This window comes from Serratia sp. JKS000199 (genome assembly GCF_900215455.1).
Lineage (GTDB): Bacteria > Pseudomonadota > Gammaproteobacteria > Enterobacterales > Enterobacteriaceae > Serratia > Serratia ureilytica.
The window spans coordinates 4,535,761-4,552,255 of record NZ_LT907843.1; the positions used below are offsets into that span (position 1 = coordinate 4,535,761).

Annotated in this window: 13 protein-coding genes; 10 read left to right on the plus strand and 3 right to left on the minus strand. The window is 58.4% G+C overall.

What is annotated here, in order from left to right:
- The first annotated feature begins 38 nt into the window (after positions 1-38).
- Together CPH57_RS21445 and CPH57_RS21450 are read left to right on the plus strand one after the other, a co-directional pair.
- The gene (locus CPH57_RS21445) at positions 39-1,325 is read left to right on the plus strand and encodes a dicarboxylate/amino acid:cation symporter (protein WP_033645049.1); all 1,287 of its coding nucleotides are present in this window, start codon (positions 39-41) and stop codon (positions 1,323-1,325) included.
- A 260-nt stretch (positions 1,326-1,585) separates the two neighbouring features.
- The gene (locus CPH57_RS21450; RefSeq protein ID WP_033645048.1) at positions 1,586-3,091 is read left to right on the plus strand and encodes a pitrilysin family protein; all 1,506 of its coding nucleotides are present in this window, start codon (positions 1,586-1,588) and stop codon (positions 3,089-3,091) included.
- 25 nt (positions 3,092-3,116) lie between these two features.
- Here CPH57_RS21450 and ppiC read toward each other — a convergent pair whose 3' ends face one another.
- Positions 3,117-3,398: a peptidylprolyl isomerase PpiC gene (gene ppiC, locus CPH57_RS21455; protein ID WP_004934175.1), complete on the minus strand. Its 282-nt coding sequence runs from the start codon at positions 3,396-3,398 to the stop codon at positions 3,117-3,119.
- 109 nt (positions 3,399-3,507) lie between these two features.
- Between ppiC and rep the strand changes: the two genes are divergently transcribed.
- Entirely contained in the window at positions 3,508-5,532 is a 2,025-nt protein-coding gene (rep, locus tag CPH57_RS21460) for a DNA helicase Rep (protein WP_033645047.1), read from the plus strand.
- A gap of 32 nt (positions 5,533-5,564) precedes the next feature.
- On the opposite strand, the gene ppx is transcribed toward rep, so the two are convergent.
- A complete protein-coding gene (gene ppx / locus CPH57_RS21465) occupies positions 5,565-7,061 on the minus strand; it encodes an exopolyphosphatase (RefSeq protein WP_047573155.1) in 1,497 nt (498 codons plus the stop codon).
- A gap of 5 nt (positions 7,062-7,066) precedes the next feature.
- A complete protein-coding gene (gene rhlB, locus CPH57_RS21470; RefSeq protein WP_033645045.1) occupies positions 7,067-8,353 on the minus strand; it encodes an ATP-dependent RNA helicase RhlB in 1,287 nt (428 codons plus the stop codon).
- Between the two features lie 131 nt (positions 8,354-8,484).
- Here rhlB and trxA point away from each other — a divergent pair, with 131 nt between their 5' ends.
- From trxA to rffG, 7 genes are all read left to right on the plus strand, one after another.
- Positions 8,485-8,811: a thioredoxin TrxA gene (gene trxA, locus CPH57_RS21475; protein WP_004934187.1), complete on the plus strand. Its 327-nt coding sequence runs from the start codon at positions 8,485-8,487 to the stop codon at positions 8,809-8,811.
- Positions 8,812-9,211: 400 nt separating this feature from the next.
- Positions 9,212-10,471 carry a transcription termination factor Rho gene (rho, locus tag CPH57_RS21480; protein WP_004934188.1) on the plus strand — a complete coding sequence of 420 codons (1,260 nt, stop codon included), beginning with the start codon at positions 9,212-9,214 and terminating at the stop codon, positions 10,469-10,471.
- 296 nt (positions 10,472-10,767) lie between these two features.
- A complete protein-coding gene (wecA, locus tag CPH57_RS21485) occupies positions 10,768-11,865 on the plus strand; it encodes a UDP-N-acetylglucosamine--undecaprenyl-phosphate N-acetylglucosaminephosphotransferase (protein WP_025160399.1) in 1,098 nt (365 codons plus the stop codon).
- Between the two features lie 27 nt (positions 11,866-11,892).
- A complete protein-coding gene (gene wzzE, locus CPH57_RS21490) occupies positions 11,893-12,948 on the plus strand; it encodes an ECA polysaccharide chain length modulation protein (protein ID WP_033645043.1) in 1,056 nt (351 codons plus the stop codon).
- An 84-nt stretch (positions 12,949-13,032) separates the two neighbouring features.
- A complete protein-coding gene (gene wecB, locus CPH57_RS21495; protein WP_033645042.1) occupies positions 13,033-14,163 on the plus strand; it encodes a non-hydrolyzing UDP-N-acetylglucosamine 2-epimerase in 1,131 nt (376 codons plus the stop codon).
- Positions 14,160-15,422: a UDP-N-acetyl-D-mannosamine dehydrogenase gene (wecC, locus tag CPH57_RS21500; RefSeq protein ID WP_033645041.1), complete on the plus strand. Its 1,263-nt coding sequence runs from the start codon at positions 14,160-14,162 to the stop codon at positions 15,420-15,422. The genes wecB and wecC overlap by 4 nt, the downstream gene beginning before the upstream one ends.
- Entirely contained in the window at positions 15,419-16,486 is a 1,068-nt protein-coding gene (rffG, locus tag CPH57_RS21505) for a dTDP-glucose 4,6-dehydratase (protein ID WP_033645040.1), read from the plus strand. Before wecC ends, rffG begins: the two co-directional genes overlap by 4 nt.
- Positions 16,487-16,495 lie beyond the last annotated feature (9 nt).

Sequence of the window (16,495 nt, forward strand, 5' to 3'; positions counted from 1 at the left end):
GCCGCCTGGTGCGTGTCTTCCCCCCATAGGATGTTCATATGAAAACAACAATTTTTAAGAGCCTCTATTTTCAGGTGCTGACGGCGATCACGCTGGGTATCCTGCTTGGCCACTTCTACCCTGACCTCGGCGCCCAGATGAAACCCTTGGGCGATGGCTTCGTCAAACTGATCAAGATGATTATCGCCCCGGTGATTTTCTGCACCGTGGTGACCGGCATCGCCGGCATGGAAAGCATGAAGGCGGTGGGGCGCACCGGCGCCATCGCGCTGCTGTATTTTGAAATCGTCAGCACCCTCGCGCTGATTATCGGCCTGGTGATCGTCAACCTGGTGCAACCGGGCGCCGGCATGAACGTCGATCCCGGTACGCTGGACGCCAAAGCGGTGGCGATCTACGCCGAGCAAGCGCAGCAGCAGGGCATCATTCCGTTCCTGCTGGACATCATCCCCGGCAGCGTGATCGGCGCGTTCGCCAGCGGCAACATTCTTCAGGTGCTGCTGTTCGCGGTGCTGTTCGGCTTCGCCCTGCATCGTCTGGGCGACAAAGGGCAGCTGATCTACAACGTGATCGACAGCTTCTCGCGGGTGATTTTCGGCATCATCAACATGATCATGCGCCTGGCGCCGCTGGGGGCCTTCGGCGCCATGGCGTTTACCATCGGTAAATACGGTGTCGGCACGCTGGTGCAACTCGGCCAGCTGATCGTGTGTTTCTATATCACCTGCATTCTGTTCGTGGTGGTGGTGTTGGGCAGCATCGCCCGCGCCAACGGCTTCAGCATCTTCAAATTCGTCAACTACATCAAAGAAGAGCTGCTGATCGTGCTGGGGACCTCGTCGTCTGAATCCGCGCTGCCGCGCATGCTGGATAAAATGGAGAAGTTGGGCTGCAAGAAATCGGTGGTGGGCCTGGTGATCCCGACCGGATACTCCTTCAACCTGGACGGCACCTCTATCTACCTGACCATGGCCGCGGTGTTTATCGCGCAGGCGACCAACACCCACATGGATATCATGCATCAGATTACCCTGCTGGTGGTGTTGCTGCTCTCCTCCAAAGGGGCGGCGGGCGTGACCGGCAGCGGCTTTATCGTGTTGGCCGCCACCATCTCCGCCGTAGGCCACCTGCCGCTGGCCGGCCTGGCGCTGATCCTCGGCATCGACCGCTTTATGTCGGAAGCCCGCGCGCTGACCAATCTGGTGGGCAATGGCGTGGCGACCGTGGTCGTGGCCAAATGGTGTAATCAGCTGGATGAGAAGCAGCTGAAAGACACTCTGAACAACAAAAACACCGGCGCGGACAAAACGCTGCCTTCCGCCTGATTTTGGCGGTAAATCACCGGCCGCATCCGCGGCCGGTGAGCTTCTTCCCCTGCCTCGTAACGATTTTTTGCATTAAAAACCCCGCAATCTATTATTTTTCACTCTAATGAGTGACATCCGCAAAGGCGCGCGGTCTAACACGATGGTACACTTTCTGCTTTCCGCCCCACCGTGAAACTCAGGGCGTATTTTTATGATTCCATTGAATGGAATACACGCATTTGCATAAGAAATTGGATAGTCATTAAGTAGGGGTTCACATGCAGGGCACCAGAATTCATCTTATAGTTGGTGGGCTGCTACTGGCGGCAGCCAGTGGCAGCGTGCAGGCTGAAGCACTACAACCCGATCCTGCCTGGCAGCAGGGGGCGCTGGCCAACGGGTTTTCATGGCAGATTCTCGATACGCCGCAGCGGCCGAGCGACCGCGTGGAACTGCGGCTGATCGTCAATACCGGCTCTTTGGTGGAGTCTTCGCAGCAGACCGGCTTTGCCCACCTGCTGCCGCGGCTGGCGTTGACGCGCAGCGAAAGCTTCACGGCGCCGCAGCTGCGGGCGCTGTGGCAGCAGAGCGTAGATAACGAGCGGCCGCTGCCGCCGGCTATCATCTCGTACGATTTCACCATGTATAACCTCAGCTTGCCGAACAACCGGCCCGATCTGCTGAAAGAAGCGCTGGCCTGGCTGGCGGACACGACCGGCAAACTGGCGATCGACGAGCACACGGTGCACGCGGTGATGAATTCCAGCATCAATCCGGTCGGCACTTTCCCACCCAATACCAAAGACGCCTGGTGGCGTTACCGCCTGAAAGGCTCGACGCTGCTGGCGCACGATCCGGCGCAGCCGGCGAAACGGCCGGTCAACCTTGAGCAGTTGAAGAAATTCTATCAGCAGTGGTACACACCGGACGCCATGACGCTGTTCGTGGTCGGCAAGGTTGACAGCCGCAGCCTGGGCGAGCAGATCAACAAGGCTTTCTCGCCGCTGCAGGGCAAACGTGAAACCCCGGCTCCGATGCCGACCCTGACGCCGCTGCCGCAGCAGCCGGTGAGCCTGATCAGCGAGCAGGTGAAGCAGGATACGCTGTCGATCATGTGGGATTCGCCGTGGCACCCGATTCGCGATTCGCAAAGCCTGCTGCGCTACTGGCGTGGCGATCTCGCCCGCGAGGCGTTGTTCTGGCACCTCCAGCAGACGCTGGAAAAAAGCGACCAGAAAAACCTGCATTTGGGCTTTGACTGCCGCGTGCAGTACCAGCGCGGGCAGTGCGCCATCCACCTGGATACGCCGAATAACAACCTGAACGGCAGCCTGGGCTTCATTGCCCGCGAACTGGCCAACGTGCGGGACAACGGCCTGTCGAAAGAGGAATTCGATGCGCTGCTGGCGCAGAAAAACGATCAGCTGAGCAAGCTGTTCGCGACCTACGCCCGTACCGACACCGACGTGCTGATGAGCCAGCGTCTGCGGTCGCAGCAGAGCGGGGTGGTGGATATCGCGCCGGAGCTGTACCAGAAGTTGCGCCAGGAATTCCTGTCCAGCCTGACGCTGGAGACGTTGAATCAGGCGCTGAAGCTGCAGTTGTCTCAGGACGCGACGTTGGTGCTGATGCAGCCGAAGGGCGAGCCGGAAATGAGCATGAAGCAGCTGCAGGATACCTATAACGGCATCATGATGCCGCCGCCGGCGGTGGTGACGGAAGAAGCCAAACCGGCGGACACCGCAGTCGCTTCGCCGGCGACGGACGCCGCTGGCGCGCAGTAATTCGTGGCAGGGGGCTCAGGCCCCCTCAGTTGCGGTACAGCACCTTGATGATATGGTAACCGAACTGGGTTTTGACCGGGCCGTAAGGTTTGAGCAGCGGGATGCTGAACACCGCTTTATCGAACGCAGGCACCATTGCGCCTTTGTTGAATTCGCCCAGCGAGCCGCCGTTGCGTTTTGACGGGCAGCTCGAGTATTTGCGCGCCAGCGTGTCGAAGCTGACGCCACGCTTAAGCTTGGCCAGCAGCTCGTTGGCCAGCTTTTCATTGTCTACCAGAATGTGCAGGGCGCACGCCGTTTTTGCCATGGTATTGCCTTTGTCGATGCGAAAATTGCGCTGATTATACCCGCTAAATCTCATCGGCGCTTTCTGCTACAATTCCCTTCCACGTTTTACAGTCGAGCAAGTCAGCGCCATGCGATTAAACCCCAGCCAACAACAAGCCGTCGAATTCGTTACCGGGCCCTGCCTGGTGTTGGCCGGTGCCGGCTCCGGCAAGACGCGCGTTATCACTAATAAGATAGCCCACCTGATCCACCACTGCGGCTATCAGGCGCGGCACATCGCCGCCGTGACTTTTACCAACAAAGCCGCGCGCGAGATGAAAGAGCGCGTGTCGCAAACCCTGGGACGCAAAGAGGCGCGCGGGCTGATGATTTCCACCTTCCACACTCTGGGGCTGGAAATCATCAAGCGGGAATATGTGGCGCTGGGCATGAAGTCCAACTTCTCGCTGTTCGACGACCAGGATCAGCTGGCGCTGTTGAAAGAGCTGACCGAAAAGTGGCTGGAAAGCGATAAGACGCTGGTGGCGCAGCTGATTTCGACCATCTCCAACTGGAAAAACGACCTGATCGATCCCCAGCGGGCGGCGGAGCTGGCGCGCTCGGAGCGCGACAAGCTGTTCGCCCACTGCTACGGCCTTTACCACGCCCATATGCGGGCGTGCAACGTACTGGACTTCGATGACTTGATCCTGCTGCCGACGCTGCTGCTGCAACGCAACGAAGAGGTGCGTGAACGCTGGCAGCAGCGCATCCGCTATCTGCTGGTGGATGAGTATCAGGATACCAACACCAGCCAATACGAGCTGGTGAAGCTGTTGGTGGGCCATCGCGCGCGCTTTACCGTGGTGGGCGACGACGACCAGTCGATTTACTCCTGGCGCGGCGCGCGGCCGCAGAATCTGGTGCTGCTGAAGGAAGATTTCCCGGCGCTGCAGGTGATCAAGCTGGAGCAAAACTACCGTTCCAGCGAGCGCATTTTGAAGGCGGCCAACATTCTGATCGCCAATAACCCGCACGTGTTTGAAAAGCGGCTGTTTTCTGAGCTGGGGTATGGCGAGGAGCTGAAGGTGGTGACCGCCAACAACGAGGATCACGAAGCCGAGCGCGTGGTGGGGGAACTGATCGCCCACCACTTCGTGAAAAAAACCAACTACGGCGACTATGCGATTCTCTACCGTGGCAACCACCAGTCGCGGGTGTTTGAAAAGATGCTGATGCAGAACCGCATCCCGTACAAGATTTCCGGCGGCACGTCGTTCTTCTCTCGCCCCGAGATCAAGGATCTGCTGGCCTACCTGCGCGTGCTGACCAACCCGGACGACGACAGCGCCTTCCTGCGCATCGTCAATACCCCCAAGCGCGAGATCGGTCCGGCGACGCTGCAGAAGCTCGGCGAATGGGCCAACCAGCGCAACAAGAGTTTATTCCACGCCAGTTTCGATCTGGGGCTGAGCCAGCACTTGACCGGGCGCGGGCTGGAATCGCTCCAGCGCTTCACCCACTGGCTGGGCGGCATCGCCCAACAGGCGGAGCGTGAGCCGGTGGCGGCGGTGCGCGATCTGATCCGCGGCGTGGATTATGAAAGCTGGCTGTTTGAAACCTCGACCAGCCCGAAGGCCGCCGAAATGCGGATGAAGAACGTCAATACGCTGTTCGGTTGGATGACGGAGATGCTGGAAGGCAACGATTTGGACGAGCCGATGACGCTGACCCAGGTCGTGACGCGTTTCACCCTGCGCGACATGATGGAGCGCGGTGAAAGCGAAGAGGAGCTGGATCAGGTGCAGCTGATGACGCTGCACGCTTCCAAAGGGTTGGAGTTCCCCTACGTGTTCCTGGTGGGCATGGAAGAGGGGCTGCTGCCGCACCAGAGCAGCATCGACGAAGACAATGTCGATGAAGAGCGGCGTCTGGCCTATGTGGGGATCACCCGCGCGCAAAAAGAGCTGATCTTCACCCTGTGCCGCGAACGCCGTCAGTACGGTGAGTTGGTGCGGCCGGAGCCGAGCCGATTCCTGCTGGAGCTGCCGCAGGACGATTTGGCGTGGGAAACCGAGCGCAAAGTGGTGAGCCCGCAGGAGCGGATGCAGAAGGGGCAGAGCCATCTGGCCAATATCCGCGCCCAGCTGGCCAAGGCCAAAGGCGGGAATTAAAAAGAAAGGGCGCTCATCGCGCCCTTGCTATTTCAACGTTGTTCTTCCAACCGCAGCGTCCAGTGGACGTAGCTCTGCCAGTGGCTTTCCTGCTCCAGCGCCTCGGCGCGCAGCGGATGCTGCTCCAGCCAACCCGGCGGCAAGATCACCGTCAGTTCATCGTCCTGATTGGCGCGTAAACGCACCGCCGGCAGCGTGTCGTCGCGGCGTCGGCTGGCGAAGATGATCGCCAGGCGCAAAATGCGGCACAGACGCTGCGCGGTGCGCGGCGGCAGGGCGTTTTGCTGGTTCAACAGCGACAGGTCGAGGGTGTTGCTCTGGTTTTGCAGCAGGGTGGCCAGCAGTTTTTTCTGCGCGGGGGTAAAGCCGGGTAAGTCCAGGTGTCGGATCAGGTAGGCGGCGTGTTGCGGCGCCTGCTTGAAATCGACGCTGAGGCCGAGTTCGTGGATCAGGCTGGCGCTGTGCAACAGCTCGCGACATCGCGCATCCAACTGCCACTCGTTGGCGACCTGCTGCGAGAAGTTGGCGGCGAGCTGGCTGACGCGCTCGGCCTGCTCGGTGTCGATCAGGTAGCGACGCTGCAGGTTGCGGATGGTGCGGATGCGAATATCCTGCTCCACCGGCAGATGCAGCATGCCGTAAACCAGGCCTTCACGCAGCGCCCCGCCGGCCAGCATCATGCTTTCGATGCCCAGCTCCTGGAAGATGGCCAGCAGAATGGACAGGCCGCTCGGGAAGACCAGCGCGCGTTCCAGCGTCAACCCTTCGATCTCCAGCTCTTCCAGCTTGCCGCACTGAATGGCCCGCTGTTTCAATTGGCGCAGCTTGGGCAGGGTGATGCGTTCATCCATGCCTTGCGCCACCATGATTTCCTGCAGCGCTTGTACGGTGCCGGAAGCGCCGACGCAGATTTGCCAACCGTGCTGGCGCAGCTGCGGCGCGATCGGCCGCACCATTTCGCGCGCGGCCTGTTCGGCGCGCTCGAAGTTTTCTTTCCCGAGGTTGCGATCGCTGAAGTAGCGCTCCAGCCAGGTGACACAGCCCATCGACAGGCTGTACAGCTGCGATGCCTGTGCGCCGGTGCCGGTGACCAGTTCGGTGCTGCCGCCGCCGATATCGACGACCAGCCGCCGATCCGGCCCGCCGGTGGTGTGCGCGACGCCATGATAAATCAGCCGCGCTTCTTCTTCGCCGCTGATGACCTGCACCGGGCAGCCGAGGATTTGCTCGGCGACCTGCAGGAACTCATCGGCGTTGGACGCCAGGCGCAAGGTGGCGGTGGCGACGACGCGGATCTGCTCGCGCGGGATGTCCTGCAGGCGTTCGGAGAACAGCCGCAGGCACTGCCAGCCGCGTTGCATGGCCTCATGCGACAGGTGATTGTGCTGATCCAGCCCGGCCGCCAGGCGCACCTTGCGCTTTATCCGCGCCAGAGTCTGAATGCTGCCGGCCACCTCGCGCACCACCAACATATGGAAGCTGTTGGAGCCGAGATCGATGGCAGCATAAAGCGTGCTGGAGCTGAGCATGGCGATCAGCTCGAGCGTTTACGGTTGCTGCGCGGCGCGCCGCCGCGACGTGGCGCGGAGTTGCGACGTGGGCCGTTGCCGCCGCGCGGACGCGACAGGCGCTTCGGTGCCGGCAGATCGGTCAGCAGCGCATCGCTGTTGTACTTGCTCACCGGAATGCTGTGATCGATATAGGTCTCGATCGCCGGCAGGTTGAGCGCGTACTCTTCACACGCCAGGCTGATGGAGTGGCCGCTGGCGCCTGCTCGGCCGGTACGACCGATGCGGTGCACGTAGTCTTCGCAGTCGTCAGGCAGATCGTAGTTGAAGACGTGCGTGACGGCGGGAATGTGCAGACCGCGCGCGGCGACGTCGGTGGCGACCAGGATATCCAGATTGCCCTTGGTGAAGTCGTCGAGGATGCGCAGGCGTTTTTTCTGCGCCACGTCGCCGGTCAGCAGGCCGACGCGGTGACCGTCGGCGGCCAGGTGGCCCCAGATGTCTTCGCAGCGGTGCTTGGTGTTGGCGAAGATGATGGCGCGATCCGGCCACTCTTCTTCGATCAGCGTCTGCAGCAGACGCATTTTTTCTTCGTTGGACGGGTAGAACAGCTCTTCTTTAATGCGGTGGCCGGTTTTCTGTTCCGGTTCCACTTCAACATATTCGGCGTTGTTCATCTGCTCGAAGGCCAGTTCGCGTACGCGATAGGACAGCGTGGCGGAGAACAGCATGTTCAGGCGTTGATCGGCCGCAGGCATGCGGCGGAACAGCCAGCGGATGTCTTTGATAAAGCCGAGATCGTACATGCGATCGGCCTCATCCAGCACGACGACCTGCATCGCGCCGAGATCGACATAGTTCTGCTTGGTGTAATCGATTAAACGGCCGGTGGTGCCAATCAGAATGTCCACGCCGCTTTCCAGCACTTTCAGCTGTTTGTCGTAGCCGTCGCCGCCGTAGGCCAGGCCCAGCTTCAGGCCGGTGCTCTGGGAGAGGGCTTCCGCATCGGAGTGGATTTGCACCGCCAGTTCACGCGTAGGCGCCATGATCAAGGCGCGCGGCTGATTGGTCTGGCGATCCTGTTTCGCCGGGTGGGTCAGCAAATAGTGAAAAGTAGACGCCAAAAACGCCAGCGTCTTTCCGGTACCGGTTTGCGCCTGACCTGCAACGTCACGCCCGGAGAGCGTGAGCGGCAATGCTAACGCCTGGATGGGCGTGCAATTGTGAAACCCTTTTTTCTCAAGGGCTTCAAGGACTAACGGGTGCAGGGCGAAGTCGGAAAACTTCTGTTCGGTCAAGTGTGTTTTGCTCATAGTGTGGTAGAATATCAGCTAACTATTGCTTTACGAAAGCACATCCGTTGAAATAAACGCGGTGCAATAAAATCACCTTGAGTTGGTTAATGCTACACCAACAAGGTAGACATAATCCTGTGGAGTAGAACATGAGCGATAAAATTATTCACCTGACTGACAGCAGCTTCGAAGCTGACGTGCTGAAAGCGGAAGGGCCGATCCTGGTCGATTTCTGGGCTGAATGGTGTGGGCCGTGCAAGATGATTGCTCCGATTCTGGATGAGATTGCCGAAGAGTTCGAAGGCAAACTGACCATCACCAAGCTGAATATCGATCAGAACCCGGCTACCGCGCCTAAGTACGGTATCCGTGGCATCCCTACGCTGTTGCTGTTCAAGAACGGTGAAGTGGCCGCGACCAAGGTTGGCGCGTTGTCCAAAGGTCAGCTCAAAGATTTCCTGAACGCGAATCTGTAATCGGGCGGGAAGCCCAGTATCAGGCGCCTGGCGGTGATGTTCAATTCACCGCTAGACGCCTGCCAAGAAGCGTGTTAAGTTTAACCACACTGCATATAGAACTTGCCCGAAGTTTTAAATCTAAAGAGTTTGAATCTAAAGCTATACTCTGTGTCGAACCACCGGCGTTGAAAGTAAACTGAACTCAACCCGTGTTTTGGCAATCAAACGGTTTTGCAAAAATCATTTTTAAGGTACCTTCGATCTTCAACCGTCAATGCGTGCGCCCGATGTAAGCCATTTCTTACCGCGACGGCTCTGCGCCCGGTGATCGAACGTCCAGTAAACAGGCACGCATCTCGCTGCCATACCATTCACGATACAAGTTCGAGACATACCCCGAGTTTAAGAACCCACCACTATGAATCTTACCGAATTAAAGAATACGCCGGTTTCTGAGCTGATTACTCTCGGCGAAAATATGGGGCTGGAAAACCTTGCCCGCATGCGCAAGCAGGACATCATCTTCTCCATTCTGAAGCAACATGCGAAAAGCGGAGAAGATATCTTCGGCGACGGCGTGCTCGAGATATTGCAGGATGGATTCGGTTTCCTCCGCTCTGGAGACAGTTCCTACCTCGCCGGTCCCGACGACATCTACGTATCCCCTAGCCAAATCCGCCGCTTCAACCTCCGCACAGGTGACACCATTTCCGGTAAGATTCGTCCGCCAAAAGAAGGCGAGCGCTATTTTGCCCTGCTGAAAGTCAACGAAGTCAACTACGACAAGCCGGAAAACGCCCGCAGCAAGATCCTGTTCGAGAACTTGACGCCGCTGCACGCCAATTCCCGTCTGCGGATGGAGCGCGGCAACGGTTCGACCGAAGACTTGACGGCGCGCGTACTGGATCTGGCGGCGCCAATTGGCCGCGGCCAGCGTGGCCTGATCGTGGCACCGCCGAAAGCCGGTAAAACCATGCTGCTGCAGAACATCGCGCAGAGCATCGCCTACAATCACCCAGACTGCGTGCTGATGGTGCTGCTGATCGACGAACGTCCGGAAGAAGTGACCGAGATGCAGCGCCTGGTGAAAGGCGAAGTGATCGCATCGACCTTCGACGAGCCGGCTTCGCGTCACGTGCAAGTGGCCGAAATGGTGATCGAGAAGGCCAAGCGCCTGGTTGAGCACAAGAAAGACGTGATCATTCTGCTCGACTCCATCACCCGTCTGGCGCGCGCCTACAACACCGTGGTGCCGGCCTCGGGCAAGGTGCTGACCGGTGGTGTGGACGCCAACGCCCTGCATCGTCCGAAGCGCTTCTTCGGTGCGGCGCGTAACGTGGAAGAGGGCGGCAGCCTGACCATCATCGCGACCGCGCTGGTTGATACCGGTTCGAAGATGGACGAAGTGATCTACGAAGAATTTAAAGGTACCGGCAACATGGAATTGCATCTGGCGCGTAAAATCGCCGAGAAACGCGTATTCCCGGCTATCGATTACAACCGCTCCGGTACCCGTAAAGAAGAGCTGCTCACCACCTCTGAAGAGCTGCAAAAAATGTGGATCCTGCGCAAAATCATTCATCCGATGGGGGAAATCGACGCGATGGAGTTCCTCATTAATAAGTTGGCGATGACTAAAACCAACGATGAATTCTTCGATATGATGAAACGCTCATAATTCGTTAAAAAATTCGCTGAACGCCACGCCTAGTCGTGGCGTTTTTCGCTTTTGGCGGATACGATAAGTAGCAGTAATGGAAAAGTAAGTTGTTTCCTCGACTTATTGAGAATTCATCTTGTTTGTCGGTCGGTTTCGCGCCGGTCGGCTTTGCTGCTGTCATTTTGTCAGTCGATGCGAAGAAAATAGGCATGAATCACCGTTGTCATAGGAAATGACCGAAAGGTAGCGGGGGCCGATGGCACAAGCCTTAGCCCGTGGTAAGCTGCCTTATCTTCTACAGAGATCTGTTAACTGTGAACTTACTCACTATGAGTACTGAAATTCTATTTGTTTTCCTGTTTTCTTTGGCTTTTCTCTTTGTTGCCCGCAAGGCGGCAAAACGTATTGGTCTGGTAGATAAACCCAATTATCGCAAACGCCATCAGGGGCTGATTCCTCTGGTCGGCGGTATTTCCGTTTATGCCGGGTTGTGCTTCGCGTTTTGGATCTCTGAACAACCCATCGCACACGCCAAGCTTTATCTCACCTGCGCCGGTATTCTGGTGTTTGTGGGGGCGCTCGACGATCGTTTCGATATCAGCGTTAAAATTCGCGCCCTGGTGCAGGCGCTGGTCGGCATCGCCATGATGGTGTTCGCCGGTCTGTATCTGCGCAGCTTCGGCCATGTGCTGGGTGATTGGGAGATGCTGCTGGGGCCGTTCGGCTATCTGGTGACGCTGTTCGCGGTATGGGCGGCGATCAACGCTTTCAATATGGTCGACGGCATCGATGGTCTGCTGGGCGGTTTGTCGTGCGTCTCCTTCGGGGCGCTGGGCCTGTTGCTGTACCTGAGCGGCCATCATGAGCTGGCGTTCTGGTGCTTTGCGATGATCGCCACTATCGTTCCCTATATTTTGCTCAATCTCGGCATCCTTGGCCGCCGTTATAAGGTATTTATGGGGGATGCTGGCAGCACCCTGATCGGCTTTACCGCCATTTGGCTGCTGCTGCAAAGTTCACAGGGAAAGGCGCACTCGATCAACCCGGTGACCGCGCTGTGGATCATCGCTATTCCGCTGATGGACATGATAGCAATCATGTATCGTCGTTTACGCAAGGGGATGAGCCCCTTCTCTCCCGATCGTCAACATATTCACCACCTGATCATGCGCGCCGGCTTTACGCCGCGGCAGGCTTTCGTGCTGATCACCCTGGCGGCCGCGTTGCTGGCTGCGGTGGGCGTGATCGGCGAACGCCTGACTTTTATCCCTGAGTGGGTTATGTTGGCATTATTCTTGCTTGCCTTCTTCCTGTACGGTTACTGCATCAAGCGCGCCTGGCGGGTTGCGCGGTACATTAAGCGTATCAAGCGCCGGCTGCGGCGTTCGGGCGATAACAAGCAAGTACCTTAACCAGAGACCAGAGGCTTTTTGGCTGTGATGAATCCAGAAACAACGTCTGACAAGCATACCCCGGCGGTGGATAACGAACTCGATATCCGCGGCCTGTGCTGCACCCTGTGGCGCGGCAAACCGTGGATTATCGGCATTGCGGTGCTGTTCGCGGCGGTCGCGCTGATCGTTTCTTACCTGGTTAAGCAAGAGTGGAGCGCCACCGCGATCACCGACAGGCCGACGGTGAATGCGCTGGGCGGTTATTACTCCCAGCAGCAGTTCCTGCGCAATCTGGATGTGCGCACGCTGCCGGCGGCGGCGGCCGGCGATCAGCCGAGCATCGCGGATGAAGCGTACAATGAATTCATCATGCAGCTGGCGGCTTACGACACGCGTCGCGATTTCTGGCTGCAGAGCGATTACTACAAACAGCGTCAGGAAGGGGATGCCCGTGCCGATGCGGCATTGCTCGACGAGCTGATCAATAACATCCTGTTTACGCCGCGCGACGACAAAAAAGTCCCGAACGACGGCGTGAAGCTGACGGCGGAAACCGCCGCGGACGCCAACCGCCTGCTGCGACAATACGTGGCCTTCGCCAGCCACCGCGCAGCCCTGCACCTGAACGAAGAGATCCAGGGCGCGTGGGCCGCTCGCACCACCTCGATGAAGGCACAGGTCAAGCGTCAGGAAGCGGTCGCGGAGTCGGTTTACAAGCGCGAGCTGAACACCACGCAACAGGCGTTGAAAATTGCCGAGAGCCAGGGGATCAGCCGTACGCAAACCGACACTCCGGCCGAACAGTTGCCGGATTCGGATCTGTTCTTGCTGGGCCGGCCAATGCTGCAGGCGCGTCTGGAAGGCCTGCAGGCCTCCGGCCCGACCTACGATCTGGATTACGATCAGAACCGCGCAATGCTGGCGACGCTGAACGTTGGCCCGACGTTGGATGAGAAGTTCCAGACCTATCGCTATTTGCGCACGCCGGAAGAGCCGGTAAAACGCGACAGCCCACGCCGGGTCTTCTGGCTGATTTTGTGGGGCGCGATGGGCGCGTTGGTTGGCGCCGGTGTGGCCTTGGCGCGTCGGCAGCCGAAGTAACCATAGATTTAACTTACCGATGGGCGCTTAGTGCGCTCGGTTCGCAGGTACGCCTGCGCTTAACTGACCAAAAAGAGATTCTCTGTGAAAGTGTTGACTGTTTTCGGCACCAGACCTGAAGCCATTAAAATGGCGCCGCTGGTACATGCTTTGGCTCAGGATGAGGCCTTTGACGCAAAGGTCTGTGTAACGGCGCAGCATCGTGAGATGTTGGATCAAGTATTGCGGTTGTTTGAGATTACGCCGGATTACGACCTGAACATCATGAAACCTGGCCAGGGGCTAACGGAAATCACCTGTCGCATCCTGGAAGGGCTGAAAGGGGTGTTGGAAGAGTTCAAACCTGATGTGGTGCTGGTGCACGGCGATACCACCACCACGCTGGCGACCAGCCTGGCGGCGTTCTATCAGCGAATTCCTGTCGGGCATGTGGAAGCCGGATTGCGTACTGGCGATCTGTACTCCCCTTGGCCTGAAGAAGCCAACCGAACTCTGACGGGGCATTTGGCGAAATTCCATTTTGCGCCGACCGAAAATTCACGTCAAAACCTGCTGCGCGAAACACTGCCGGATAATCAGATTTTCGTGACCGGCAATACGGTAATCGACGCGCTGTTTTGGGTGCGCGATCGGGTGATGAGCGATGCCGCTCTGCAGGCTAGCCTGGCGCAGCGTTACCCGTTCCTCGACGCCGACAAAAAACTGATTCTGGTCACCGGCCATCGCCGGGAAAGTTTCGGCGGCGGTTTTGAGCGGATCTGCAGCGCGTTGGCTCAAATAGCCCGCAACCACCCGGAGGCGCAGGTAGTATATCCGGTGCACCTGAACCCGAATGTCAGCGAGCCGGTCAACCGTATTCTGAAAGGTATCGATAACATCATGTTGATCGAACCGCAGGATTATCTGCCGTTTATTTATCTGATGACCAAAGCGCACCTGATCCTGACCGATTCCGGCGGCATTCAGGAAGAGGCGCCCTCGTTAGGCAAGCCGGTGCTGGTGATGCGCGATACCACCGAGCGCCCGGAGGCGGTGGATGCGGGAACGGTGCGTCTGGTTGGGACCGATGTGACCAAAATCGTTGATACGGTAACTCGGTTGTTGACGGACGAAAGCGAATATCAAGCGATGAGCCGGGCGCATAACCCATACGGTGACGGACATGCCTGCCAGCGTATCCTCGAAGCCTTAAAGAATCATCAGGTGACACTATGAGCTTTGACACTATTTCTGTCATTGGTCTGGGTTATATCGGCTTGCCAACGGCGGCGGCGTTTGCCTCACGCAAGAAAAAAGTGGTGGGCGTTGATGTAAACCAACATGCGGTAGATACCATTAACCGTGGCGCGATCCACATCGTCGAACCGGATCTGGATAAAGTGGTCAAGGACGCCGTTGAGGGCGGTTATCTGCGGGCGGTGACCAAACCGCAGCCGGCCGATGCGTTTCTGATCGCGGTGCCCACGCCGTTCAAGGGCGATCATGAACCCGACCTGAGCTATGTCGAGACAGCGGCGAAGTCGCTGGCACCGGTGCTGAAAAAAGGCGATCTGGTGATCCTTGAGTCCACTTCGCCGGTGGGCGCCACTGAGCAGGTGGCGGAATGGTTGGCTGAAACGCGCAGCGATCTCAGCTTCCCGCAGCAAGCGGGCGAAGCGGCGGACGTGAATATTGCCTACTGCCCGGAACGCGTGTTGCCGGGGCAGGTGATGGTGGAGCTGATTAAAAACGACCGTGTGATCGGCGGTATGACGCCGAAGTGCTCGGCGCGCGCCAGTGCGCTATACAAGATTTTTCTCGAGGGTGAATGCGTACTGACTAATGCGCGAACCGCCGAGATGTGCAAGCTGACGGAAAACAGCTTCCGTGATGTGAACATTGCCTTCGCCAACGAGCTGTCGTTGATTTGCGCCGAGCAGGGGATCAACGTCTGGGAACTGATTCGTTTGGCGAACCGTCATCCGCGAGTGAATATTCTGCAGCCTGGCCCGGGCGTCGGCGGCCACTGCATCGCCGTCGACCCGTGGTTTATCGTGGCGCAGAATCCGCAGCAGGCGCGTCTGATCCACACCGCGCGCCTGGTAAACGACGGTAAACCGCTGTGGGTAGTCGACCGGGTGAAAGCGGCGGTGGCCGATTGCCTGGCCGCGACTAACAAGCGCGCGTCCGAGGTGAAAATCGCCTGCTTCGGCCTGGCGTTCAAACCCAATATCGACGATCTGCGTGAAAGCCCGGCGGTGGAAGTTGCCCATTTGATTGCTGATTGGCATTCGGGGGAAACGCTAGTCGTGGAACCTAACGTCGAACACCTGCCGGCATCGTTGGTGGGTCATGTGGCGTTGAAAACGATCGCTGAGGCGTTGCAGCAGGCCGATGTGATCGTGATGTTGGTCGATCATCAGCAGTTCAAGGCCATCCGGCCGGAAGAGATCAAGCAAAGCTGGGTGGTGGATACCAAAGGAGTTTGGCGTTGAAGCGTATCTTAGTCACCGGTGGCGCCGGATTTATTGGTTCTGCGGTCGTGCGACATATCATCGAGGCCACCGGCGACAGCGTAGTGGTGGTGGATAAGCTGACCTATGCCGGTAACCTGGAGTCGCTGGCGGTAGTGGCCGACAGCGATCGTTATGCCTTCGAGCAGATCGACATCTGCGATCGCGTCGGGTTGGATCGGGTGTTTGCCCGCTATCAGCCGGATGTGGTGATGCACCTGGCGGCGGAAAGTCACGTCGATCGCTCTATCGACGGCCCGGCGGCGTTTATCGAGACCAACGTGGTCGGCACTTACACCCTGCTGGAAGCGGCGCGCCACTATTGGCAGCCGTTGGCGGCGGAGAAGAAGCAGGCTTTCCGCTTCCATCATATCTCCACCGACGAAGTGTACGGCGATCTGCATGGCACTGACGATCTGTTCACCGAAACCACGCCCTATGCGCCGAGCAGCCCGTATTCCGCTTCCAAGGCGTCGAGCGATCATCTGGTGCGCGCCTGGCTGCGCACCTATGGTTTGCCGACCCTCGTCACCAACTGTTCGAACAACTACGGCCCTTATCACTTCCCGGAGAAGCTGATCCCGCTGGTTATCCTGAATGCCGTCGCTGGTAAACCGCTGCCGGTATATGGCAACGGCGCGCAGGTGCGCGACTGGCTGTATGTCGAGGATCACGCGCGCGCGCTCTATCAGGTGGTGACCGAAGGCGTGGTGGGCGAAACTTACAATATCGGCGGCCATAACGAGCGCAAGAATATCGAAGTGGTGCAGACCATCTGTGACCTGCTGGAAGAACTGGCGCCGAACAAACCGCAGGGCGTGGCGCACTACCGCGATCTGATCACTTACGTCAAGGATCGTCCGGGCCACGATATGCGTTACGCCATCGACGCTGGCAAGATCGACCGTGAGTTGGGGTGGCGGCCGCAGGAAACGTTCGAAAGCGGCATTCGCAAAACCGTGGTTTGGTACCTGAATAACGAAGTCTGGTGGCGCCGGGTGCAAGACGGTTCTTATGCCGGCGAGCGTTTGGGGCTGTCCGATTGAATGTAGCGC

Bases quoted from the DNA above. Each gene is read 5' to 3' on its own strand.
- rhlB (WP_033645045.1), bottom strand. From the start codon at position 8,353: ATGAGCAAAACACACTTGACCGAACAGAAGTTTTCCGACTTCGCCCTG.
- CPH57_RS21445 (WP_033645049.1), top strand. From the start codon at position 39: ATGAAAACAACAATTTTTAAGAGCCTCTATTTTCAGGTGCTGACGGCG.
- ppiC (WP_004934175.1), bottom strand. From the start codon at position 3,398: ATGGCAAAAACGGCGTGCGCCCTGCACATTCTGGTAGACAATGAAAAG.
- wzzE (WP_033645043.1), top strand. From the start codon at position 11,893: ATGAATCCAGAAACAACGTCTGACAAGCATACCCCGGCGGTGGATAAC.
- ppx (WP_047573155.1), bottom strand. From the start codon at position 7,061: ATGCTCAGCTCCAGCACGCTTTATGCTGCCATCGATCTCGGCTCCAAC.
- rho (WP_004934188.1), top strand. From the start codon at position 9,212: ATGAATCTTACCGAATTAAAGAATACGCCGGTTTCTGAGCTGATTACT.
- trxA (WP_004934187.1), top strand. From the start codon at position 8,485: ATGAGCGATAAAATTATTCACCTGACTGACAGCAGCTTCGAAGCTGAC.
- CPH57_RS21450 (WP_033645048.1), top strand. From the start codon at position 1,586: ATGCAGGGCACCAGAATTCATCTTATAGTTGGTGGGCTGCTACTGGCG.
- rep (WP_033645047.1), top strand. From the start codon at position 3,508: ATGCGATTAAACCCCAGCCAACAACAAGCCGTCGAATTCGTTACCGGG.
- wecC (WP_033645041.1), top strand. From the start codon at position 14,160: ATGAGCTTTGACACTATTTCTGTCATTGGTCTGGGTTATATCGGCTTG.